Origin of the sequence: Sphingomonas hengshuiensis, from assembly GCF_000935025.1 — a bacterium.
Classification (GTDB): Bacteria; Pseudomonadota; Alphaproteobacteria; order Sphingomonadales; family Sphingomonadaceae; genus Sphingomonas; species Sphingomonas hengshuiensis.
In genome coordinates, this window is record NZ_CP010836.1 from 2,370,760 (window position 1) to 2,392,778 (window position 22,019).

Below are 22,019 nucleotides of genomic sequence, written 5' to 3' on the forward strand. Positions count from 1 at the left end.
CCGCCTATTGCATCGAGCGCAGCAGGATGCTCGTCTCGCTGTTCAGCACCCCCTCGGCGGTCCGCATCTCGCGCAGGATGCGGTCCAGGTCGACGAGCGACTGCGCATGGACTTCGGCGACAAGGTCCCAGGCGCCGTTGGTGGTGTGCAGCGCGGTAATCTCGGGCAGCCCGCGCAGCGCGCGGATCACCGCACTGGTCGACGCCCCCGCGACTTCGATCAGCGTGATCGCGCGCACCCCCTGCCCCGCCCCCGGCGCCTCGGCCCGCACCGTGAACCCCAATATCGCGCGCGACTCGATCAGCCGGTCGAGCCGCGCCTGCACCGTCGCCCGCGACACTTTCAGCGCGGTCGCCAGCCGCGAGACCGGCGCACGCCCGTCCGCACGGAGCAGCGAAATCAGCTGGCGATCGAGCGAATCGAGAAGGATCATGCAAATCGCCTAGCAGCGCCCGGCAATTTGCCAAGACCTTACCCGCCGATCACGCATGTTGCGCATGTTTCCCGACAAGCTGCGCGGCTAGCTCAGCAGCACAATCGAACGGAAGGATAAAGAGCATGACGGTCTATGTCGGCGTCGAGGATCTGTGCAGGCTGGTCGCATCGGTCGGAGTCGAGCCGTTCATCGCCGGCATCGCCGACCGCATCGAAAGCGATTTCCGCCGCTGGCGCGAATTCGACAAGGCGCCGCGCTATGCCAGCCATTCGCCCGACGGCGTGATCGAACTGATGCCCGCCGCCGATCGCCGCCGGTTCAGCTTCAAATATGTCAACGGCCACCCGAAGAACACGCGGCTGGGGCTCCAGACCGTCGCCGCGTTCGGCGTGCTCGCCGATGTCGATACCGGCTATCCGGTGCTGCTCAGCGAGATGACGGTGCTCACCGCGCTGCGCACCGCGGCGACTTCGGCGCTCGCGGCGCGCTACCTCGCCCGCCCCGACAGCCGCACCATGGCGCTGATCGGGCTCGGCGCGCAGTCCGAGTTCCAGGCGCTGGGCTTCCGCGCGCTGCTCGGTATCGAGCGGCTGCAAGTGTGGGACATCGATCCCGCCGCCATCGCCAAGTTTCGCGCCAACATGGCCGGGCTCGGCTTCCACGTCACCGCCGCGCGCTCGGCGCCCGACGCGGTGCTCGGCGCCGACGTGATCACCACCGTCACCGCGGACAAGGCACAGGCGACGATCCTGTCCGACAACATGGTCGGCGCCGGCATACACATCAACGCCGTCGGCGGCGACTGCCCGGGCAAGACCGAACTGGCCCCCGCGATCCTCTCGCGCGGGACGGTGTTCGTCGAATATCCCGAACAGACGCGCATCGAAGGCGAAATCCAGCAGATGCCCGCCGACTTCCCCGTGACCGAGCTGTGGCGCGTCTTCGCGGGCGAGGCGCCGGGCCGCAGCAGCGCCGACGAAATCACGATCTTCGACTCGGTCGGGTTCGGGATCGAGGATTTCTCGGCGCTCTCCTATGTGCACGCACTGATCGAGGGCCGCGACGACCTGCCCCGGCTCGACCTGATCGTCGCCCCCGGCGACCCGCGCAACCTGTTCGGCCTGGTCCGCGAACCCCAGCCGGAGCAGCGGGCGGCGTAGGCCCCTCGCGGCCAGGGGGATCGCATATGCACCGTCGTCCCCCTCACCCTTCCGCGCCTTCGGCGCTCCCTCCCTCTCCCAAGGGGAGAGGGACGCGGAGGCCCAAGCTCCCTCTCCCCTTGGGAGAGGAGTATCGGGTCGGCCATGCCCCCGGCATGGCCTGAACAGCGCGGGGCGCTGTTCACCCGATACTGGGCCCGCCGCCGTAGGCGGTGGGAAGGGTGAGGAGGACGACCTTATATGCGATAGCCCCGTCACTTCCCCCACGCACCTATTGCGCAAAACGCTCCTGCCCGCCGACGATCGTCCGCAGCACCGATGCCGATTTGATCGCGTCCACCGGCGCAGTCAGCAGATTGGCGTCGATCACGGTCAGGTCGGCGGTATAGCCCGGCCTGATCCGCCCCAGCGTGTCGTCCTGGAACCCCGCATAGGCATTGTGCACCGTATAGGCGGTAAGCGCCTGTTCGACCGTGGTCTTCTGGTCGGGCAGCCAGCCGGCGGGGTTCTTGCCGTCGATCGTCTCCCGCGTCACCGCGGCGTAGATCCCCTCCATCGCGTCGAGCGGCCCCACCGGCCAGTCGGACCCGAACGTCACCGTCGCGCCGCTGTCGATCAGCGCGCGAAACGCATAGGTGCCGCGCAGCCGTTCGGCACCGATCCGCTCGACGGCCCAGCGCCCGTCGTCGATCGCGTGGAAGGGCTGGACCGATGCGATCACCTTCTGCGCCGCAAAGCGCGGGATCGCCGCTGCCGACAGATGCTGGGCATGCTCGACGCGAAAGCGCCGATCACGCGCGCCATTCGCCCGCGTCACCGCGGCATACATATCGAGGACGTCGTCATTGGCGAGGTCGCCGATCGCGTGCGTCGTCACGTGCAGCCCGGCCTTGTCCGCTCCGGTCACGAACGCGGTCAGGTCGCTCAGGCTGGTGACGCGCACCCCGCGCTGGTCGGGCGCGTCGCTATACGGCTCGCGGAACACCGCGGTGCGCGACCCCAGCGATCCGTCGGCCAGCGCCTTCACTCCGCCCCAGCGCACCCATTCGTCGCCGCGCCCCTCGGCGGCGACGATCGCCGCCATCTTCTCCCAGTCGCGCAGCGGCACGAAGCAATAGAAGCGCAAGCCCGTCTCGCCTTTGCCCCGCAGGCTGCGCGCAGTCTCATAGGTCGTCCAGTCGAACGGCTCGGGCGTATGGACCTGGGTGAAGCCGCGGCGCAGCCCATGCGCGATCCCGTCGCGCATCGTCGCCTCGCGCTCGGCCATGGTCGGCACGGGAAAGACGCGCTCGACCAGTGTCTTGGCATTGTCCTTCAGGATGCCGGTCGGCTCGCCCCTGACATCGCGCACGATCACGCCGCCGGCGATGTCGGGGGTGTCGCGGGTGATCCCCGCCCGCTTCAGCGCCGCGCTGTTGAGCAGATACATGTGCAGGTCGGTGCGCGGGATCGCGACCGGGGTGTCGCCGGTCGCCGCATCGATCCATCCGCGCGTCGGCAATTGCCCGCCCAGCCGCTGTTCGTCCCAGCTCCCTCCGAAGATCCACTTGCCCGGCCGCGCCGCCGCCGCCTTGCCCAGCCGCGCCGCGAAATCGTCGATCGAGGTGGCGGAGAGCAGGTCGGGCTGCGACAGCGTCGCCGATCCGAGCATGAAATGCGTGTGGTTGTCGATGAACCCCGGCGTCACGAACGCGCCCTTCAGGTCGATCACCCTGGTCGCGCGCCCGGTCGCGGCCTTCACCGCCGCCGCCCCGACTGCGACGATCTGCTTGCCGACCAGCCCGATCGCATCGCTGCGCGGGTTTTGCGGGTCGCCGGTCCACACCACTGCGTTGACATAGGCGATGTCGAGCACCCGCTCGACCGCAAGCGCGCGCCCGACCGAAACCCAGGCGAGCCCGCCCGCCAATAGCATCCGCCGATCGATCATTGCCGTTCCTCCAACCATGCCCCAGTCTGGCAGAACCGCGCCCGCACTGGACCCGCCAGTTTGCGGAACCGCGCGGAGCCAAGCTGCGCGCGATTGGCCCTTCCCGATTCTGCGTGTTGGCGCTTGTGGCACCGGGGGCGGTGCTCGATCTCCTTGCGCCATGACAGCCAAATGCACAAACCGGCGCGGACCCGTGGACGCGGCACGATGAGTTCCGCATTCGACCGCTTCGACGATTCCGACGTCCGCGATCTGATCGCGGAATATCCGCTGGCATGGGTCGTCGCGGTGGGCGGGCAGAGCCTGTTGCCGCTGCTCGGCGAAGTCGATGGCGACGGGCGGCTGACGCACCTGCTCGGGCATATGGGCCGCTCCAATCCGCTGTTCGCGCAATTGTCCGCCGATCCGCGCGCGACGATCCTGTTCACCGGCCCCCAGGGCTATGTCTCGCCCGACCATGCCCAGCGGCGCAACTGGGGCCCGACCTGGAACTATGCCCAGCTCGCGATCACCGCCGAGATCGAATTCCTGCCGGACGAAGGCGACGCCGCGCTCGCCGCGCTGACCCTCGCGATGGAGGGCGATCGCTGGTCCGCCGCCGAACTCGGCCCGCGCTACACCGGCATGGCCGCCGCGATCATCGCGTTCCGCGCGCGCGTCACCGGGCTGACCGGGCGCTTCAAGCTGGGCCAGGACGAACCCGACGAGACCTTCTCCGCGATCCTCCGCACCCATCCCGACGCCGCGCTGGTCGCGTGGATGCGCCGCTTCGGAAAAGCGCGCGGCTGATCCTGCCGAGGGTAATGGCGTCGGAATCAAGCGGTCCCCTCCCTGCAAGGGGGGCGGGGGTATCGCATATGGAGCGGGGGGCGCTTTTCCCACTTCCCGTCATGCTGAACTTGTTTCAGCATCCAGCCCTCCGCCCGCATTTCCGTCGCTTGTTGCGCCTTGGATGCTGAAACAAGTTCAGCATGACGGCGATAATAGAGGGCATACGCCTCCAAATGCGATTGCCTTGGCAAGGGAGGGAAGAACCGAGCAGGGACCTGCAACGTCCATCCGCAATCGCCCAGCCGATCCCCACCGCCCTCTTTGCACGCGCGCCTTGGCCCCCTATGGAAGCCGCTTAACGGCAAGGATAGCGGGCCAATGCTGCGACCCTGGAAGATCACGCTGGGCCGGATCGATCCGGCGCTGAAGACGCCGCTCTATCTCCAGATCGTCCGCGCGATCATCCATGAGATCGAGCGCGGGCGCCTGCCCCCGCACGCCTTCCTGCCGAGCAGCCGCGAACTCGCCGCGATCCTCGGCGTCAACCGCAAGACCGTGGTCGTCGCCTATGAGGATCTGATCGCCCAGGGCTGGCTGACGTCGGAGGGGACGCGCGGCACCGTCGTCGCGGCGTTGCTTGCCGGCACCCGCAAGCCGCCGGTCCCCACCGCGCTGCCCAGCGGCACGACCGAGCCCGAATATCGCTTCCGCACGCCGCCCGCGCGCCCGCTCGCGCTGCCGGGGGGAAAGGGGCTGAAGCTCGACGAGGGCGCACCCGATGGTCGGCTGTTTCCCGCCGACATCTTGTCGCGCGCCTATCGCACCGCGATCCAGCGCGCGAGCCGCGAGAACCGGCTGCAATATCGCGATCCGCGCGGCTCCCCCCGGCTTCGCGAGGCGATTGCGGCGATGCTGCGCGGCGAGCGCGGGCTCGCGGTCACTGCCGAGGATATCTGCATCACCCGCGGCAGCCAGCACGGCATCTATCTCGCCGCGCGCACTTTGCTGTCGCCGGGCGACGCCGTGCTGGTCGAGGCGCTGACCTATGAACCCGCGGTCGCCGCCTTCACCGATCTGGGCGCGAAGGTGATCCCCGTCGGTCTCGACGCGCTCGGCGCCGATGTCGACGCGATCGAGCGCGCCTGCCGCACGCACCGCGTCCGCGCGATCTTCCTCACGCCGCACCATCAATTCCCGACGACGGTGGCGCTGCGGCCCGAACGCCGGCTGCGCGTGCTCGAACTCGCGCGGCAATTCGGCTTTGCGGTGATCGAGGATGATTACGACCATGAATATCATTTCGAATCGCAACCGCTGCTGCCGATGGCAAGCTATGCGCCGGGGCGCGTCCTCTATGTCGGCTCGCTGTCGAAGCTGCTGCTGCCCGCGCTCCGCATCGGCTATATCGCCGCCCCCCGCGCCTTTATCGACGCCGTCGCGCATGGCGTGTCGCTGATCGACGGCATGGGCAATACTCTGACCGAGGACGCCGCCGCGGATCTGATCGAGGAGGGCGAATTGCGCCGCCATGCGCGGCGCTCGACGCAGATCTACGCGGCGCGGCGCCGCGCGTTCGACGCGACGCTGGCGGCGACGTTCGGCGACGCGATCCGCTATCGCGTCCCCGATGGCGGGCTCGCCTTCTGGGTCCAGTTCGCGGATCGCGCGGTGCTCGAGCGGATCGAGCGGTGCGCGCCCGATCACGGCCTGCGCCTCGCCTGCTCGGAATCCTTCGCGACGACCGAGGACGCGCCGCGCGGACTGCGCCTCGGCTTCGCCAGCCTGACCGAGGCGGAAGCGGCGCGCGCGCTCACCTCGCTGGCAGCGGCAGGAGGAATTGCGGCGGGCTTGGTCCCCTCGGCATCCTGATGCTGGATGTTTTGGCGACCCCAATCTGGCCGGACGTTACGGTTCGGAGACGATCCCGACGACCGTAAACGGTCGCGGGCGTCCGGGGGAGGCAGGGATATTCGCGAACGGCGCCCGCGCACCGATTCGCTAAAAGGGGGACGCGGCATGGTTCGACATTTTCTCGGCACGACGGCGCTGGCAGGCGCCACGCTTCTGGCGCTCGGCGCGCCGCCGGCCTGGGCGCAGGACGCTACCACCGCTGCCGAGCCCGTCTCCAGCGGCGCGGACGACATCGTCGTGACTGCCAACAAGCGGCGCGAAAACCTGCGCGACGTCGCGATGCCGATCAGCGCGGTGACCGGCGAACAGCTCGCCAAAGCCAATGCCAACAGCCTGTCCGACTATATCGTCCGGCTGCCGGGCGTGGTGTTCAACGACTATCAGCCCGGCGTCTCCGAAGTCGTGATCCGCGGCATCGCGGCGACGACCTATCACGAACAGGGCCAGACCACGGTCGGCTATTATCTGAACGACATCCCGCTCGTCGAACCCGGCTTCCCGATCGGCATCCCCGATGTCGACACCTTCGACCTCGACCGCGTCGAGGTGTTGCGCGGGCCGCAGGGGACGTTGTTCGGCTCCTCGACGCTGGGCGGGCTGGTCAATTACGTCGTCAAGACCGCCGACCCGACCAGGATCGAAGCCGCGGGCCAGGGGCTGGTCAGCTCGACCGGCAATTCGGGCGGCGACGTCAACTATGCTGCAAAGCTGATGGTCAACGTGCCGATCATCCAGGACAAGCTCGCGGTGCGGCTGATGGCGCTGCAACGCTATGACGCGGGGTTCCTCGACAATGTCGGGACCGGCGACGAGGGCAGCAATGATTTCCGCACGCGCGGCCTGCGCGGCTCGATCGCCTTCACGCCTCTGGAGGGGACCAAGCTCACCTATCTGGCGGTCTATCAGGAGACCAGGCTCTCCGATCAGACCTATCTGACCTCGCCGACCGCGCTCGAACGGGTATCGGCGCGCAAGGAGCCGCAGGAGACCAGCTTCCAGCTCCATTCGCTGCGGCTCGACCAGGAGCTCGGCTTTGCGAACCTGACCGTGTTCGGCTCGGTCAACGAGAAGAAGAACACCACGGTCTTCTCCTATCCCTATGCCTATGTCACCGGCGTCACCACCGGCGCCGCCGCGGCCTATTCGCTCGGCGACGCGAACGCCAATATCAAGCAGGTCGAGGCGCGGCTGGCGTCGTCGGGCACCGGCCCGTTCCGCTGGCTGATCGGCGCGAGCTACATGTCGGCCAAGAAGTTCAGCTACGACCAGATTTTCCAGCAGGGCGCGGCGGCGTTCATCAATGCCAACCCCGCGCTGTTCGGCGGCTATAGCGGCACGCAGCTCACCCCCGGCGACCGGCTCTACGGCTATGTCTCCGATACGCTCAACAAGGATCTCGGCGTGTTCGGCGAGCTGTCGTGGCGCCCCGTCGACCAGTTCGAGATCACCGTCGGCGGCCGCTATTACGACACCCAGGCAAAGGCGACCGTCACCAACCAGGCGGGCGCGCTGGGCGGCTATCCGGGCGGCTACACGCCGATCGGCTCGTCGGGCAGCGTCGATCGCAAGGAAGACGGTTTCACGCCCAAGGCGACGCTCTCGTTCCGCCCCGCCCCCGGATTCCTGGCGTATATGACCTATTCGAAGGGGTTCCGCGTCGGCGGGATCAATCCCAATGCCGGGCTGCTCGCCTCGATCCCCGCCGCCTATGACAGCGATACCGTGGACAATTACGAAGCCGGGGTGAAGTTCGGGCTGTTCGGCAACCGCGTGCTGATCGATGCGACGGTGTTCTCGATCGACTGGAAGGACATCCAGGCGCGGCTGTTCGGCCCCGCCCCGTCTTATTATTCCTATGTCACCAATGCCGGCAGCGCGAATATCGGCGGGGTCGAGTTTGCGGGCACGGTCAAGCTCACTCGCGCGCTGACCTTCAGCTCGAACGTGACCTATCAGGATGCGCAGCTCACCGCGTTCCTGCCCGATACCTTTGCGGCGAATGGCGGCTATGCCTCGGGCACCACGCTGCCCGGTTCGTCGCGATGGTCGGTCGCGAACAACCTCGTGCTCGACTTGCCCGACATGGCACTGGCACCGACCGTCGAGGTTGCGCATCGCTATATCTCGTCGGCCCCCGTCGCGTTCGGCAACCCCAACACCCGCGGCGATTTCAGCCAGTTCGACGCGCGCGCCTCGGTAACGCTGATGGAAAAGGTCCGCCTCCTCGCCTTCGTCAACAACATATTCGACAAACGCGGCATCCTAAACGCCCCCTTCACCGATCAGGCGGCGCCGGCCTATTCGATCATCCGGCCGCGGACCTATGGCGTGCGCCTGGACGTCGGCTTCTAGGCCGCATCGGGCCGGCGGGATATCGGTCCCGCCGGTCGTGCCTCAACAGCAACAGGACCGACACATGGCGCACGCGCATCGCACGCTCGCACTTCTCGCTCTGGCCGCAGCGTTGCTGCCGCCCGCCGCCGCGCAGACCCGCGAGCCCCAGCCCGCGCCCGTCGCCGCGGATGCCGGCGGCCCCGTCACCCCCGCCGACATCATGGCGCTGCGCGACATGCGCGACGTCGAGATTTCGCCCGACGGCAGGACCATCCTGTTCACCGTCCAGGCGCAGATGGCGACCTTCACTCCCGACCAGCGCACGATCTGGAGCGTCCCCGCCGACGGCAGCGCCCCCGCGCGCCGCTTCATCACCAGCGCGGGGGCCGACGACAGCCCGCGCTGGTCGCCCGACGGCCGCGCGATCGCCTTCGTGTCCGACCGCAAGAACCCGCTCGCCGGCACCGCCCCCACCGGGCTGACCTTCACCTCGGACCTCGACCCCGCCGATCGCGCCCCCGTCGCCCCCCGGCAGCTATGGCGTATCGCGCGCGACGGCGGCGAGGCGGTGCCGCTCACCGCGCTACCCGGCGATATCGGCGCCTTCGCCTGGTCGCCCGACGGCACCCGGATCGCCTTTCTCAGCGCCGATCCCGATACCGCCGCCGAGCGCGCCGATGCAGCCGCCAAGCGCGACTGGGTGGAGATGGACCGGACGCGCCACGTCACGCGCCTCTGGCTGCTCGACCTCGCGACCAACAGCGCGCGGCGCATCTCGCCCGCATCGGTCAACGTCACCGATTTCAGCTGGTCCCCCGATGGCAAGCGCATGGCGGTGCGCCTCGTCGATACGACCACGATCAACGACTATCTCTATTTTGGCCGCATCGCGCTGCTCGATCTCGCCACCGGCACGATCGGCAAGACGCTGATCGAGCACGCAACCGAGGCGCCAATCTGGTCCCCCGACGGCACCGCGCTGGTCGGCGAAGTGATCCGCACCCCCGGCTTTATCGGCCTCGGCGTGCGGCTCTATGACGTCGGGGCCGATAGGCTGACCGCGCTCGCCGACGATCATCCCGGCCTGCTCACCCATCTGCGCTGGGCGCCGGACGGGCGGTCGATCCTCGCGCTGTCGTTCGAACAGACCCGCTCGAAACTGGTACGGATCGCGCGCGACGGGCGTGTGACCCGGCTCGCCGATCTCGACGGCGAGGCGTCCGACCTCACCCTCAGCCGCGACGGTCGCGGCATCGCGGTCGCGCTGTCGAGCCCCGATCGCCCCGCCGAAGTCTGGGCGATCGACGGCACCCGCGCCCGCCCGGTCACGACGATCAACCCGCAAGTGGCCGGATGGAAGCTCGGCCAGGTCCGCCAGCTCTCCTGGACCAACAGCAAGGATGGCCGGCCCGTCTATGGCGTGCTCGTCACCCCGCCGGGCCATGTCGCGGGAACCCCGATCAAGACCGTGGTGCAGATCCATGGCGGCCCCGAATGGGCGTGGTGGTCGGGCTGGCTCGGCAGCTGGCACGAATGGGCGCAGATGCTCGCGACGCATGGCTATGCCGTGCTGCTCCCCAATCCGCGCGGCTCGGACGGACAGGGCACCGATTTTGCGCGCGCAATCGGCAACGACTGGGGCGGGATGGATTATCAGGACGTGCTCGACGGCGTCGACATGCTCGTCGCGCAAAAGATCGCGGACCCCGCGCGGCTGGGGATTGGCGGGTGGAGCTATGGCGGCTTCATGGCGGCCTGGGCCGTGACGCAGGGCGATCGGTTCAAGGCGGCAGTGGTCGGCGCCGCGCCGGCCAACATGACCGCGATGGCGCGGATCACCGACACTCCCGAATTTCCCACCGGCTATTTCGGCGAACCGTCCGCGCATCTCGCCGACCTCGACAAGGTGTCGTCGATCCGCGCGCTCGATCGGGTCCACACCCCGGTCCTCGTGCTCCACGGCGAACAGGATACGCGAGTGCCCTTCACGCTGGGCCTCGAATATTATCGCGGGCTCAAACTGCTCGGCAAGCCGGTCGAGATGGTCCGCTATCCGCGCGAGCCGCACTGGTTCCGCGAACCCGAGCACCAGGCCGATATCCAGCGCCGCGTGCTCGCCTGGTTCGACGCACACCTCTGACGCGCGACGCCCGCCCCGGCATCTTCCCACGCGCCCGTCGCGGTGGCATAGGCCCGGCCTCGCCCTTCCGCTCCCGCCTTCCGGAGACCGCATGTTCCGCGCACTTTACGACTGGGTCCTGCGCATGGCGCATCATCGCCACGCCCTGCGCACGCTGGCCGTGGTCTCGTTTGCGGAGAGCAGCTTCTTCCCGATCCCGCCCGACGCGATGGTCATCCCGATGGTCATCGCGCGCCGTGACCAGGCGTTTCTGATCGCCGGCATTTGCACCGTCTTCTCGGTGCTGGGCGGCATGTTCGGCTATGCGATCGGCTATTTCCTGCTCGAAAGCGTCGGTGCCTGGGTGATCGAACTCTATCACATGCAGGACAAGATCGGGCAGTTCCAGACGATGTACGGCGAATATGGCGCCGCGATCATCCTGCTGAAGGGGCTCACCCCCATCCCGTTCAAGCTAGTGACGATCGCCAGCGGGATCGCGCACTTCAATTTCCCGCTGTTCGTCCTGCTCGCGACGATCACCCGCGGTTTCCGCTTCTTCCTCATCGCCGCGCTGCTCAAGCGCTTCGGCGCGCCGGTCCAGGCGTTCATCGAGGAGCGGCTGAACCTCTTCGCCTGGGGCTTCCTGATCCTCGTCGTCGGCGGTTTCGTGGCGGTCGCGTACCTCTGACGCATCCTCTGGGCTGACGAAAGTCAGGATCCATTCTTCCTCCGCACCGGCGCCTGACCCTCCGCCGGAATATGGAATGGATACCCGCGTTCGCTGGCATGACGCGGTCGCGCGCATCCCTCCCGAAACGGCGCGAGAGGCGCCATTCGCGCCACCGCCGCAACACCCGCCTTGCAACGCCGCCCATGTGGCGCTAGATACGATCCCCAATCCGACAGCGTGACTTGGGCAAAGCCGGTTCCTTCCCCGAAGGACCCGGCAGCGGACCCATGCCCCGCCGCCGGTGACGCTTATCATGTGAGGATGCCGCGTGGCGAAGACCAGTCCCGTCGAATTCGTGAAGCAGGTCCAGGCCGAGACCAAGAAGATCGTGTGGCCCTCGCGCCGCGAGACGATCATGACCGGCGTCATGGTGATGATCATGACGACGTTGCTCGGCGTGTTCTTCTTCGGCGTGGACGCGTTTTTCGACGCGCTCGTGCGTTTCCTCCTCAGCCTGGCAACCAAGGGTTAATTCATGTCGCGCTGGTACATCATCCACGCCTATTCGGGTTTCGAAGGCAAGGTCCGCGATCAGATCATGGCCGACGCCACCCGCATGGGGCTCGATCGGCTGGTCGAGGCGGTCGAGGTTCCCACCGAAACCGTGACCGAGGTTCGCCGCGGCAAGAAGATCCAGTCCGAACGCAAATTCTTCCCCGGCTATGTGCTGGCGAAGCTGGAAATGAACGACGACGTCTATCACCTGGTGAAGAACACGCCGAAGGTGACCGGCTTCCTCGGCAGCATGGGCAAGCCCCAGGCGATCAGCGAAGCCGAAGCCGCGCGCATCCTCAACACCAAGGAAGAAGCCGCTGCCGCCCCGAAGCAGAAGGTCAGCGTCGACTACGACATCGGCGACACCGTCAAGGTCACCAGCGGCAATTTCGCGACCTTCTCGGGCGTGGTCGAGGAACTGGATTTCGACAAGAGCCGCGTCAAGGTCTCGATCTCGATCTTCGGCCGCGCAACCCCGCTGGAGCTGGGCTTCGAGGACGTCGAACGGGTGAAGTGACGCGCGGGGTTTTTCCGCGTGGGAATTGCGAAGGGCCGGGGCGAAAGCTCCGGCTTTTTTGCTTTCGAGCGTAATCGGGGCGCTTGGCCCGGGTCGGCAATCAGTCGAGCTGGAGCCGCAATTTCCGCAGCAATCGCGACAGCTCGGCCCGCTCGCCACGGTCGAGCCCGCCCACGGCGCGCTCGGCTTCGCGAAAATGATCGGCGATGGCATCGTCGATCAGCGCCCGCCCCCGATCGGTGAGGGACGCCAACAGCACCCGGCGGTCGCGGTCATCGGGACTGCGGCCGATCAGGCCGCGCTGCTCCAGGCGATTGAGACACGCCGTCATCGCGCCCGAGCTTAGCAGCACCGATTTCCGCAGCGCAGTAGGATTCAAGCAATAGGGCGCCCCCGATCGACGCAGCGTCGCCAGCACGTCCAGTTCGGTATAGCCGATGCCATGCACGCGCAGCCACTCGCCTGCCCGCCCCTGCAACGTTCCTCCCAGGTGCAGCACTCTCCCGACCACGGCCATCGCCGAAGCATCGAGGTCGGGCCGCTCGCGTGCCCAATCCCTCAACAACTGGTCGACGACGTCCTCCTGGACCGGCTCGTCTGGGCTTTGGGAATGGCCGGTCATCGCATATCTTTATATAAAGTATCTTGACGTAGTCATTTGTATAGGGGAGCAACGGCTCCGAAGCAACCACTGGACAGAATCGATGCGCGCGATCTCCTTGCTGGCTTGCATGTCGACGGCGCTGGCCTGCGCGCCAGCCCCCATCGCGGCGCAGCCCGCCCTGCGGCAACCAATCGTGATCGAGTCGGGCAGCCTGACGCTGACCAGCGGTGAGACCGTGCAGTACGAGATCGGCACGTTGTCGGTGCCCGAAAACCGGAACAAGCCCCTGAGCCGCCGGATCGGCATCGGCTTCGCGCGCATCAAGGCGCCCCGCCCGACGGGAGCCCCCCCGATCTTCTGGCTTCCCGGCGGCCCGGGCCTGACGGTGCTGGGCGCCTTCACCGAAAAGGACGGTGCGGCACAGGCCCGTCTTCGCTCCTGGATGTCATTCGGCGCGGCGGGGGACCTCGTCGTGATCGAGCAGCGCGGCTATACTCGACGCGGCGAAATGCTGGTGGAGACGGCGGACGCGTCGCCGCTGGACAAGCCCGCGAGCGCGCAGGACGATGCGCTGGCAATGCAGGCCCTGGCCCGGCGGGCCGTCGCCCACCACGCGGACAAGGACTTGTCAGGCTATACCATCGATGCGTTCGCCGCTGATGTGGACGATCTTCGCAAAGCGCTCGGCTACAGCCGTATCAGCCTGTTCGGCGGCAGTTTCGGGTCGCAATGGGCGTTGGCGGTCATGCGCTTCCATCCTGAGATCGTCGAACGCGCAGTGCTTTCCTCGGTGGAGCCGCTGAACAACGGCTTCGATATGCCGTCGCATGTCTTCGCGGCGCTTCAGCGGATCGCTTATGACGCCGATCGCGATCCGGGGCTTGCCCCCTATCTTCCCAAGGGCGGGATGATGGCCGCGATACGCGCGCTGCACCGGCGCTTCGCTGCCGAGCCGACGCGCGTGACGATACGCGATGCGCAAGGCCGGACCCATATCGTGACGCTCGGCGCGCAGGATCTCCAGCGCGCGCTGCTCGCCCATACCGCAGACGCGGCGGAGTGGCCGGCCTTCATCCTGTCGCTCTACCATCGCCATTACGAGCAATGGGCGCGTGAGACCGTGGCGGACCGGAGCGCAGGGGCGGTTACGCTGATCGGGCCGCTGGTCGACAGCAGCCTAGCGATGAGCGACGATCACGCGCATCTGCTGTGGACCGATCCCGCGGTGGAGTTACTGGGAACATGGAACTTCGAGGCGAACCTGGCCTCGGCACCGGAGTGGCCGACGCCGGACATGGGCGACGCGGTCCGGCTGCCGCGGGTGACGGCGATTCCCGTGGTATTCGTCCACGGCGACTGGGACACGTCGACGCCCGTGGAGAACACGCTCGGGCTGATGCCCTATTTTCCGAACGCCCATGCGATCCGCGTCCATCGCGCGGGCCATGACGGCGCCTTCTACCAGCTTCGTGAAAGCGCAGCGGCGAAGCGGGCGATCTATGATTTTCTCCGGACAGGCGAGACCGCAGGCCTGCCGACCGACGTGGCGCTCCCCGCGCCCCGGTTCGAAGTCCCCGGCTTTCCGCCGGGCACAGTGCGGTAGCGCTACGGCATAGCCAGCTCAAATCCTATACGATACACTCCCCCCAAACTGAGGAGGGGAATCACCATGCGACACACCGCCCATATGTCGGCGTTAATCCGCCCGCTACACGCCGCGCTAGCCGCCACCGCGCTAGCCGCCTGCGCCCTCGCCGCCCCCGCGCTCGCGCAGAACGACAAGATGGCCCCGATCGCCATCCCCGCCCAGCCCACTGCGATCTCGCTGAACACCGGCCCGCTGCCCGGCGCGAAAAATGCCGAGTCCTGGCACAGCCAATATGGCAGCGTCTTCGCGCGCAACGTCACCGTCGCCACGCTCACCCCCTTCCTCCCCGATCCGGCCAGGGCCACCGGCACCGCGGTCATCGTCGCCCCCGGCGGCGGGTTCATGACGCTGTCGATGGAGAATGAAGGCTGGGACGTCGCAAAGGCGCTCGCGGCCAAGGGCGTTGCCGCCTTCGTCCTCAAATACCGGCTCAACCAGACCCCCGCCTCGATCCCCGAATTCGAGGAGTCGATGCGCACCATGTTCGCGCGCGTCGCCGCCGCCCCCGCCCCCGGCGCCGCCCCTGCCGCAGCGCCCGCAGGCCCGCGCCCCGCGATGAACCTCGACCCGATGCTCGCCGACGCCCGCGCCGCCTTTGCCCTGATCCGCAGCCGCGCCGCAGAATGGCATGTCGATCCCGCGCGCGTCGGCATGGTCGGCTTCTCCGCCGGTGCGGGCCTCACGATGGCGACCACTTTGTCGGGTAACGACGCCAAGCCCGCGTTCATCGGCACCATCTATGGCTCGCTCAACCCCGTCACCGTCCCCGCCGACGCCCCGCCGCTGTTCGTCGGGATCGCCGCCGACGATCCGCTGTTCGCCGGGCGCGGCTTCGGGCTGGTCGAAAGCTGGATGGCGGCGAAGAAGCCCGTCGAGTTCCACCTCTATGAACAGGGTGGACACGGCTTCGGCATGTATCAGAAGTCGACCACCAGCACCGGCTGGTTCGACGCATTCGCCCGCTGGATGGCGATGCACGGCTGGCTCAAGCCTGCGCAGTAAAGCCGCCGACGCATGTCCCGCACCCGGCGTCTCTGATCGCGTCCTCGGGCAGCACGACCCGCATTTTTCGGGCCGAAACCGACCCCCGAGGGTCGAAAGCCTCTATCATGACGAACGGCGCCCGCTCGAACGAGCGGCGGCGCGACTGTCATTTCGAGGATTTGGCTCACATGCATTGGTTTGAAACGGTTGCGCCGATTCGCCTCAAGACCAAGACGGCGTTCGGGTCGCTCGTCGGGCTGATGGCGCTGGCGATGCTGGTCTCGCTATTCGGCCCGAACTGGGTGACGATTCCGATCCAGCTCGCGCTGATCGCCGCCGCCGCGGTCCTGTCGCACCGCTTTCGCGAGGCGATCTGCGTGCCCTATGTCAACACCGTGGTGCGGATGGAGGGGCTCGCCGCCGGCGATCTCACGACGCCGATCGCCTATACCGACTATCAGGACTGCGTCGGGCGCATGACCAAGGCGATGTACACCTTCCGCGACAATGCGGTCGAACAGCAGCGCCAGGCCGTCGAGCAGGCCGAGGTCGTCCGCACGCTGGGCGAGCATCTCGGCCACCTCAAACAGGGCGATCTCACCGCCGAAGTGACCGCGAATTTCCCCGGCAGCTATGCGCTGCTCAAGTCCAACTTCAACGATGCGATCGCCGCGCTGCGCACGCTGATCGGCTCGGTGATGCGCTCGACCACCAGCATCCGCGCGGGATCGACCCAAATCGCCAGCGCATCCGACGATCTCGCGCGCCGCACCGAAGCCAATGCCGCCAGCCTCGAACAGACCGTCGCCGCCTTCACCCAGATGAACCAGCGGCTCCGGGCGACCGCGACTGCCGCCAGCGAGACGGTCTTGCGTGCGGACGGCGCGATCGCCACCGTGTCGGGCGGGCGCAGCATCGCCGACGAGGCGATCCAGGCGATGGCGCGCGTCTCCGAAAGCGCCAAGGGCATCGACAGCGTCATCGAGGGGCTCGACAAGATCGCCTTCCAGACGCGCGTCCTCGCGATGAACGCCGCAGTCGAAGCGGGCCGCGCAGGCGAAGCGGGCCGCGGCTTCGCGGTCGTCGCCGACCTCGTCTCCGCGCTCGCCATGCGCGCCGAGGAAGAGGCGGGCCGCGCCCGCGACCAGCTCACCACCACCCAGACCGAAGTCGTCGCCGCCGTCGAAATGGTCGGCAAGGTCGATGCCGCACTCGCCAACATCGCCGGCGATGTCGGCGGCGTGCACGAGCTGCTCGGTCGCATCGCCACCGACAACCAGGCGCAATCGGCCGCGGTGGGCGAGATCAGCACTGCGATCGGCGCGATGGACCAGTCGACTCAGCAAAATGCCGCGATGGTCGAACAGACCTCGGCGGCGGCGCGCAACCTCGACAGCGAAGTCGTCGCGCTCGCCGCCCAGGCCGCCGAGTTCCGCATCGGCGACACGGGCCGCGTCGCCACCGGCACGCGCCGCCACGCCAGCGCCGCCTATATGCACGCCTGATCCCCGCGCCCCTCGGCCAGCATAGGAATAAGCGCTCCCCATCCCTGCAGGGCTATCGCATAGGAGAAAACCCATCGTCATCCTGACGAAAGTCAGGATCCATTCGGTGCTCGGTATGGGCTTATTGGTCAACCGAAGCTGCTGAATGGATCCCAGCCTGCGCTGGGATGACGGCGTGTATGCTTGCCCGCTGCCCTATGCGATTGCCCGCCCGCCCCGCCCCGGCGGCGCTTGTATTTGCGGCGCATCCGGGCTATGCGCCCGCGCTTCCAAGCCGTTCCGACGACTGGAAACCCCCGCGGGAGGGTGCGGCGACGCGCCCGTCTGGACCGCTAAACTTGAAACAGAGTGAGACCGCCGCATGGCAAAGAAGATTACCGGCTATATCAAGCTGCAGGTGCCCGCCGGCGCCGCGAACCCCTCGCCCCCGATCGGCCCTGCGCTGGGTCAGCGCGGCGTGAACATCATGGAGTTCTGCAAGCAGTTCAACGCATCGACCGGCGATCAGGAAAAGGGCACGCCGCTGCCCACCGTGATCACCGTGTTCGCCGATCGTTCGTTCTCGTTCGAGACCAAGACGCCCCCCGCGACCTATCTCCTCAAGAAGGCCGCGAACCTCAAGTCGGGCTCGAAGGAGCCGGGCAAGGTGTCCGCGGGAACGATCAAGCGCTCCGCCGTCCAGGCGGTCGCCGAGGCCAAGATGAAGGACCTCAACGCGAACGACATCGAAGCAGCAACGAAGATCATCGAAGGCTCCGCACGCGCGATGGGCCTCCAGGTTGTGGAGGGCTAACACCATGGCAAAGCTGACCAAGAAGCAGAAGACCTGGACCGTCGACAGCGAGAAGCTGCACGGCATCGACGAAGCCATCGCGATCGTGAAGGCGAACGCGACTGCGAAGTTCGACGAGTCGGTCGAAATCGCGCTCAACCTCGGCGTCGATCCGCGCCACGCCGACCAGATGGTCCGCGGCGTCGTCACTTTGCCCAAGGGCACCGGCAAGACCGTCCGCGTCGGCGTCTTCGCCCGCGGCGCCAAGGCTGAGGAAGCCACTGCGGCGGGTGCCGAAGTCGTCGGCGCCGAAGACCTGATGGAAGCGATCCAGGACGGCAAGATCGACTTCGATCGCTGCATCGCCACGCCCGACATGATGGGCCTGGTCGGTCGCCTCGGCAAGGTGCTGGGCCCCAAGGGCCTGATGCCGAACCCGAAGCTCGGCACGGTCACGATGAACGTCGCCGAAGCGGTCAAGGCTGCCAAGGGCGGCCAGGTCGAATATCGCGTCGAAAAGGCCGGCATCATCCATTCGGGCATCGGCAAGGTGTCGTTCCCGGCCGAAGACCTGCGCGCGAACTTCGACGCGCTGGTCGACGCCGTGGTCAAGGCCAAGCCGACCGGCGCCAAGGGCAAGTACGTCCGCAAGGTCGCGCTTTCGAGCTCGATGGGCCCGGGCGTAAAGGTCGACGTGGCGGAAGTCGCCGCGGTCTGATTATCGCTGCAAGGCTAGGAAAACGGGGTCGGAAGCATATGCTTCCGGCCCCTTTTTCTTTTTGGGTGCGCCGCCCTTAGAACCTGCGGGGCTCGTGCCCGATCATGTCGCAGGTGCCCCGGAAGCCGTAATCCGACAGACCCTGGACGGTGATGCGCCCGCTCCTCCGGTCGATGACGATCTTGGGCTTGTTGAGGCCGTTCAGGCGATAGGTCGCCCGGATCGTGTCGGGATCGACCCTGACATCGGACAGATCCCACCAGCCGTCCTCTCCCCGGGAATGGATCGGCGGGACAAGCGATTTCGGCAATCGGATGCGACCGCCCCCCTCCCAGGTCTGGATCGTCAGCGACGCGTCGAAGGTCTCGGCCCTCGTCTCGTTGTAGCGACCATATTCATACCGATCGCGCTTGGAATTCCACGTCCATGTCGTGCCACTGGCGAGGGCGTCGCGCTTGCCATCTCCGAAGCAGACCAGCCCGAGGTTGACGGAGCGCCCGTCCACGAACGGCCCCTCCCCGCCGGGCAGCGTCGAGGGGCGACCGCCATCTCCCGGACGCGAATAGCCGGGATCGGGCGCATAGCCGGGCGCGGGGCGGCTGGCCGGCGCGCCCTGGTAATTCGGGTTCGGGCGCACCGTCGCGGCCTGCCGGCAATCGGGCGCAGTGGTGGGCGTGATGGCGTCATAGCGACCGTTCATCGTGGAAATCGTCACGCATTGGCGGCGGGCGGCGTTCCACCAATTGGTGTAGCTGCGGTCGTCGCTTTTCGACCCGCCGGTATTCACATAGCCGCGGCGCTGAAGCTCCCCTTCGGCCTGGCCGGCGCGGGCGCCGACCATGTCTTCCAGCCCGGTTGACTGCGCATGGGCCGACAAGGGCACGAGCGTCGATAGTAAAAGCGATGTGTAGAGGACCTTCGAAACGGCTACTGTACGCATCCTATTTCTCCCAGCATGTCTGCCCGGAAAAGGGCAGCGTTTGCGATATCTTGCGGCTAATTGGAGACTTGGTCCACGATCGTCCGGGATATTCCTGCGGTAAGAATGCGCAGCGGGATTTGTCGTTCCCCGTCATGGCGCGGCACGGATCAACTGTTGAAAGCGAAACCTGTTCGGGCGCGCGGCACGACGACGCGCATGCGGGGCCGCGATCCACCCTGATCCGATGGCAAACAGCCGGTTGCAGGCATGCCCGGCATCTTCCATGATGCGCCATGGACTTCATGAAGTGGCTCAATTCGCTGGACGAACTCCTCTATGAGGTGATGAGCTGGCTGCTGTTCTTCCCGCTTACGCTCTGGCGCGCCGCGTTCCGGCCGATCGGGGTCATGGAGGAGATCAACCGCGAGGCTGTGCTTCCCGACGACCAGCGCTATCAGGCGGTCCTGAGCCCGCCGCTCTTCCTCGCGCTCGCCCTGCTGATCGGCCATTCGGTGGCGACGGCGCTGGGGCAGACCGACGCGATCATCGCCAACCGTGACGGTCTCGCCGACCTTGTCGACGACAATGCCAGCGCCCTGGTCCTGCGCGTGATCGTCTTCGCGTCCTTTCCGCTCTTCCTGGCATCCCGCCTCGTCCGCCGCCTCGGGACGAAGCTCAATCGCAACTCGCTTCAACAGCCCTTTTACGAGCAATGCTATCCCGCGGCGGTGTTCGCGCTCGGGATAAGCGTGGGGACAAGCCTCAGTCAGGACCACCACCCGATCGCGCCCATCATCGGGTCCTGTATGGTCACGATCAGCATCGTCAATCTCTGGATCGTGGAGACCCGCTGGTTCGCCAGGGTCCTGAACATCGGCTATTTGCGCGCTGCAGGAAACGTGTTGATCGGACTGTTGGAGGGCGCGGTCTTCGTCCTCGCGGTAGGCTTTCTGTTCACGCGGTAAATGGTCAAGGCCAAGCCGACCGGCGCCAGGGCCAAGTATGTCCGCAAGGGCGCACGCTCCAGCGCGACGGGCCCGGGCGCAAAGCTCGACATGGCCGAAGTCGCCGCGGTCTGATTGGGCTCTACAAGCGTTTGCAACTTGTCGTCAGCGGACGGACCGAGCGCTGTAGGCCCGGCCACGGCAGAATATTGCGGAAATCTTAGTGTTGGGGTTGGCCGCGGCAACTATTTGGGCCGGTCACTCTGCCGTGATAGTTACACGAGCGTTCTGAGGTCGGAGGGGTTATGGCGCTAGCGAAGACTTGGGCAGGTAAAGCGTTTGGCACCAACCCAGGCAACGTGGCGGTGAAGCTCGAGGGCGAGGATGCCGAGCTTACCGGCACCCTACGCATGAATGAAGCTGGCGTCGGGGTGGTCGTCTACAACCTGAAGGGAAGTTTCGTCGCTCCGACGCTGACCCTCAACGGCGAGCCTGAGACGCAGATTGAGGGCTTCGCGTTCGGCAACCTAACCGCGTGCGGGACGATGAACGCAGCGGGCGAGATACATGGTGACTGGGAAACATCGCTTGGTACGGGAGGAAATTTCGTCCTGTTTCCTCATAGCGGGGCGGAACTGACTGAGGCACCGCAACTGCGCCAGCTTCACACCGCGCGGCACACCTTTGGAGCGATCTCAATTGACCGAGACGAATTGATCGAGATCGCAGAGGGAATCGGGCGCGATTTTCCTTCGGTGGTGATCACTGTCGTCGCCGGCACCGAGCAGGCGCGCTATCTCGAAGACTTTAAGGACTGGCAGCCGGCGGTTGATCGCGCAGAGATCGTAAGGATTTACGCGCGAAAACCAGATGCAGCTGGGCCGGATCAGATCGTTTCTGTGGAATTTGGCCCAGAGATCAACACGGCGATGACCCAAGGCGCGGACGAGGCGTGGGTGCTCGGGCGCCTTGACGTTTTCCGCCGAAGCCTGAAACGATTTGAACGAGTGTATGTCACCGGCTTCAAGCGCTTGGGAATCAATTTTAACCAAGTCCTCGTGCTCGGCACGATTGTAATGCTCCCGAGCCTAAGCGGTCTTCGCGATCGCGCGATTCTCATGGGCGCCGTGCTGGCAATCATCGTCGCGGTCTATGCCTTGCATACCCGATACGTGCCGCTTGCATCGATCTATCTTCGAAAGCGGAAGGTGGGCTTGCTGCAGCGCCTATCGGGTACCGTCGCGTCCTGGACGATCGGAATTATCGCGACCGCTTTGGCGGCGGCCCTGGCGGCTTATCTGCAAGGGTATCTGACGACGCCAGCGCCCTACGCTGAAATTTCCGCTCCGGCGACCACGCCGAAATAAACGGTGCTGAGATATGCCTTTCGTCATATCGCGTGCATACGACGGCTTCGTCCCAATGCCGGTCCTTCGGATCAATGAGCCAAGCACCGCCCAAGGGGCCGCGGCGGGGGCATCGGAACGGCCATAACCATGGCCTCCGCGGGTCGTCT

Annotated in this window: 19 protein-coding genes; 15 read left to right on the forward strand and 4 right to left on the reverse strand. The window is 66.7% G+C overall.

What is annotated here, in order from left to right; all coding sequences use genetic code 11:
- Positions 1-4 precede the first annotated feature (4 nt).
- Positions 5-433 (reverse strand): Lrp/AsnC family transcriptional regulator, encoded by a 429-nt coding sequence (locus TS85_RS10395; protein WP_044332039.1) that lies wholly within the window; start codon positions 431-433, stop codon positions 5-7.
- A gap of 125 nt (positions 434-558) precedes the next feature.
- Here TS85_RS10395 and TS85_RS10400 point away from each other — a divergent pair, with 125 nt between their 5' ends.
- Positions 559-1,596: an ornithine cyclodeaminase gene (locus TS85_RS10400; protein ID WP_044332040.1), complete on the forward strand. Its 1,038-nt coding sequence runs from the start codon at positions 559-561 to the stop codon at positions 1,594-1,596.
- A gap of 271 nt (positions 1,597-1,867) precedes the next feature.
- Here the strand turns inward: TS85_RS10400 and TS85_RS10405 are convergent, their stop codons facing one another.
- Complete coding sequence (locus TS85_RS10405; protein WP_044332042.1) at positions 1,868-3,526, reverse strand: amidohydrolase; 1,659 nt, start codon at positions 3,524-3,526, stop codon at positions 1,868-1,870.
- Positions 3,527-3,733: 207 nt separating this feature from the next.
- On the opposite strand from TS85_RS10405, the gene TS85_RS10410 reads away from it, so the two are divergent.
- From TS85_RS10410 to nusG, 7 genes are all read left to right on the forward strand, one after another.
- Complete coding sequence (locus tag TS85_RS10410) at positions 3,734-4,315, forward strand: FMN-binding negative transcriptional regulator (RefSeq protein ID WP_044332043.1); 582 nt, start codon at positions 3,734-3,736, stop codon at positions 4,313-4,315.
- Between the two features lie 360 nt (positions 4,316-4,675).
- The gene (gene pdxR / locus TS85_RS10415) at positions 4,676-6,166 is read left to right on the forward strand and encodes a MocR-like pyridoxine biosynthesis transcription factor PdxR (protein ID WP_044332044.1); all 1,491 of its coding nucleotides are present in this window, start codon (positions 4,676-4,678) and stop codon (positions 6,164-6,166) included.
- Positions 6,167-6,313: 147 nt separating this feature from the next.
- On the forward strand, positions 6,314-8,560 hold the full coding sequence (locus TS85_RS10420; RefSeq protein ID WP_052507842.1) for a TonB-dependent receptor: 2,247 nt from the start codon (positions 6,314-6,316) through the stop codon (positions 8,558-8,560).
- A 64-nt stretch (positions 8,561-8,624) separates the two neighbouring features.
- Positions 8,625-10,682: a S9 family peptidase gene (locus tag TS85_RS10425; protein WP_052507843.1), complete on the forward strand. Its 2,058-nt coding sequence runs from the start codon at positions 8,625-8,627 to the stop codon at positions 10,680-10,682.
- A 91-nt stretch (positions 10,683-10,773) separates the two neighbouring features.
- A complete protein-coding gene (locus tag TS85_RS10430) occupies positions 10,774-11,352 on the forward strand; it encodes a YqaA family protein (RefSeq protein ID WP_044332046.1) in 579 nt (192 codons plus the stop codon).
- Between the two features lie 310 nt (positions 11,353-11,662).
- A complete protein-coding gene (gene secE, locus TS85_RS10435; RefSeq protein ID WP_044332047.1) occupies positions 11,663-11,866 on the forward strand; it encodes a preprotein translocase subunit SecE in 204 nt (67 codons plus the stop codon).
- Positions 11,867-11,869: 3 nt separating this feature from the next.
- Positions 11,870-12,406 carry a transcription termination/antitermination protein NusG gene (gene nusG / locus TS85_RS10440; protein ID WP_044332049.1) on the forward strand — a complete coding sequence of 179 codons (537 nt, stop codon included), beginning with the start codon at positions 11,870-11,872 and terminating at the stop codon, positions 12,404-12,406.
- A gap of 100 nt (positions 12,407-12,506) precedes the next feature.
- Here the strand turns inward: nusG and TS85_RS10445 are convergent, their stop codons facing one another.
- Positions 12,507-13,028, reverse strand: a complete 522-nt coding sequence (locus TS85_RS10445; RefSeq protein ID WP_044332051.1) for a MarR family transcriptional regulator — start codon at positions 13,026-13,028, stop codon at positions 12,507-12,509.
- A gap of 82 nt (positions 13,029-13,110) precedes the next feature.
- Here TS85_RS10445 and TS85_RS10450 point away from each other — a divergent pair, with 82 nt between their 5' ends.
- The 5 genes from TS85_RS10450 (at position 13,111) to rplA (ending at position 18,637) form a co-directional block, all read left to right on the forward strand.
- Positions 13,111-14,613 carry an alpha/beta hydrolase gene (locus TS85_RS10450; RefSeq protein WP_227698753.1) on the forward strand — a complete coding sequence of 501 codons (1,503 nt, stop codon included), beginning with the start codon at positions 13,111-13,113 and terminating at the stop codon, positions 14,611-14,613.
- Between the two features lie 66 nt (positions 14,614-14,679).
- Positions 14,680-15,660: an alpha/beta hydrolase gene (locus tag TS85_RS10455; protein ID WP_077228556.1), complete on the forward strand. Its 981-nt coding sequence runs from the start codon at positions 14,680-14,682 to the stop codon at positions 15,658-15,660.
- A 170-nt stretch (positions 15,661-15,830) separates the two neighbouring features.
- Positions 15,831-17,147 (forward strand): methyl-accepting chemotaxis protein, encoded by a 1,317-nt coding sequence (locus tag TS85_RS10460; protein WP_044332055.1) that lies wholly within the window; start codon positions 15,831-15,833, stop codon positions 17,145-17,147.
- A 361-nt stretch (positions 17,148-17,508) separates the two neighbouring features.
- Positions 17,509-17,940, forward strand: a complete 432-nt coding sequence (rplK, locus tag TS85_RS10465; RefSeq protein WP_044332057.1) for a 50S ribosomal protein L11 — start codon at positions 17,509-17,511, stop codon at positions 17,938-17,940.
- 4 nt (positions 17,941-17,944) lie between these two features.
- On the forward strand, positions 17,945-18,637 hold the full coding sequence (rplA, locus tag TS85_RS10470) for a 50S ribosomal protein L1 (RefSeq protein WP_044332058.1): 693 nt from the start codon (positions 17,945-17,947) through the stop codon (positions 18,635-18,637).
- A gap of 76 nt (positions 18,638-18,713) precedes the next feature.
- Here the strand turns inward: rplA and TS85_RS10475 are convergent, their stop codons facing one another.
- Complete coding sequence (locus TS85_RS10475) at positions 18,714-19,577, reverse strand: hypothetical protein (protein ID WP_044332059.1); 864 nt, start codon at positions 19,575-19,577, stop codon at positions 18,714-18,716.
- Positions 19,578-19,861: 284 nt separating this feature from the next.
- Here TS85_RS10475 and TS85_RS10480 point away from each other — a divergent pair, with 284 nt between their 5' ends.
- Positions 19,862-20,524 carry a hypothetical protein gene (locus tag TS85_RS10480; protein WP_155006365.1) on the forward strand — a complete coding sequence of 221 codons (663 nt, stop codon included), beginning with the start codon at positions 19,862-19,864 and terminating at the stop codon, positions 20,522-20,524.
- 284 nt (positions 20,525-20,808) lie between these two features.
- Entirely contained in the window at positions 20,809-21,870 is a 1,062-nt protein-coding gene (locus TS85_RS10485; protein WP_155006366.1) for a hypothetical protein, read from the forward strand.
- Positions 21,871-22,019: the final 149 nt, after the last annotated feature.

Bases quoted from the DNA above. Each gene is read 5' to 3' on its own strand.
- TS85_RS10400 (WP_044332040.1), top strand. From the start codon at position 559: ATGACGGTCTATGTCGGCGTCGAGGATCTGTGCAGGCTGGTCGCATCG.
- nusG (WP_044332049.1), top strand. From the start codon at position 11,870: ATGTCGCGCTGGTACATCATCCACGCCTATTCGGGTTTCGAAGGCAAG.
- rplK (WP_044332057.1), top strand. From the start codon at position 17,509: ATGGCAAAGAAGATTACCGGCTATATCAAGCTGCAGGTGCCCGCCGGC.
- TS85_RS10480 (WP_155006365.1), top strand. From the start codon at position 19,862: ATGAAGTGGCTCAATTCGCTGGACGAACTCCTCTATGAGGTGATGAGC.
- TS85_RS10455 (WP_077228556.1), top strand. From the start codon at position 14,680: ATGCGACACACCGCCCATATGTCGGCGTTAATCCGCCCGCTACACGCC.
- rplA (WP_044332058.1), top strand. From the start codon at position 17,945: ATGGCAAAGCTGACCAAGAAGCAGAAGACCTGGACCGTCGACAGCGAG.
- TS85_RS10395 (WP_044332039.1), bottom strand. From the start codon at position 433: ATGATCCTTCTCGATTCGCTCGATCGCCAGCTGATTTCGCTGCTCCGT.
- TS85_RS10450 (WP_227698753.1), top strand. From the start codon at position 13,111: ATGCGCGCGATCTCCTTGCTGGCTTGCATGTCGACGGCGCTGGCCTGC.
- TS85_RS10445 (WP_044332051.1), bottom strand. From the start codon at position 13,028: ATGACCGGCCATTCCCAAAGCCCAGACGAGCCGGTCCAGGAGGACGTC.
- TS85_RS10425 (WP_052507843.1), top strand. From the start codon at position 8,625: ATGGCGCACGCGCATCGCACGCTCGCACTTCTCGCTCTGGCCGCAGCG.
- pdxR (WP_044332044.1), top strand. From the start codon at position 4,676: ATGCTGCGACCCTGGAAGATCACGCTGGGCCGGATCGATCCGGCGCTG.
- TS85_RS10405 (WP_044332042.1), bottom strand. From the start codon at position 3,526: ATGATCGATCGGCGGATGCTATTGGCGGGCGGGCTCGCCTGGGTTTCG.
- TS85_RS10485 (WP_155006366.1), top strand. From the start codon at position 20,809: ATGGCGCTAGCGAAGACTTGGGCAGGTAAAGCGTTTGGCACCAACCCA.
- TS85_RS10460 (WP_044332055.1), top strand. From the start codon at position 15,831: ATGCATTGGTTTGAAACGGTTGCGCCGATTCGCCTCAAGACCAAGACG.
- TS85_RS10430 (WP_044332046.1), top strand. From the start codon at position 10,774: ATGTTCCGCGCACTTTACGACTGGGTCCTGCGCATGGCGCATCATCGC.
- TS85_RS10420 (WP_052507842.1), top strand. From the start codon at position 6,314: ATGGTTCGACATTTTCTCGGCACGACGGCGCTGGCAGGCGCCACGCTT.
- TS85_RS10475 (WP_044332059.1), bottom strand. From the start codon at position 19,577: ATGCGTACAGTAGCCGTTTCGAAGGTCCTCTACACATCGCTTTTACTA.
- TS85_RS10410 (WP_044332043.1), top strand. From the start codon at position 3,734: ATGAGTTCCGCATTCGACCGCTTCGACGATTCCGACGTCCGCGATCTG.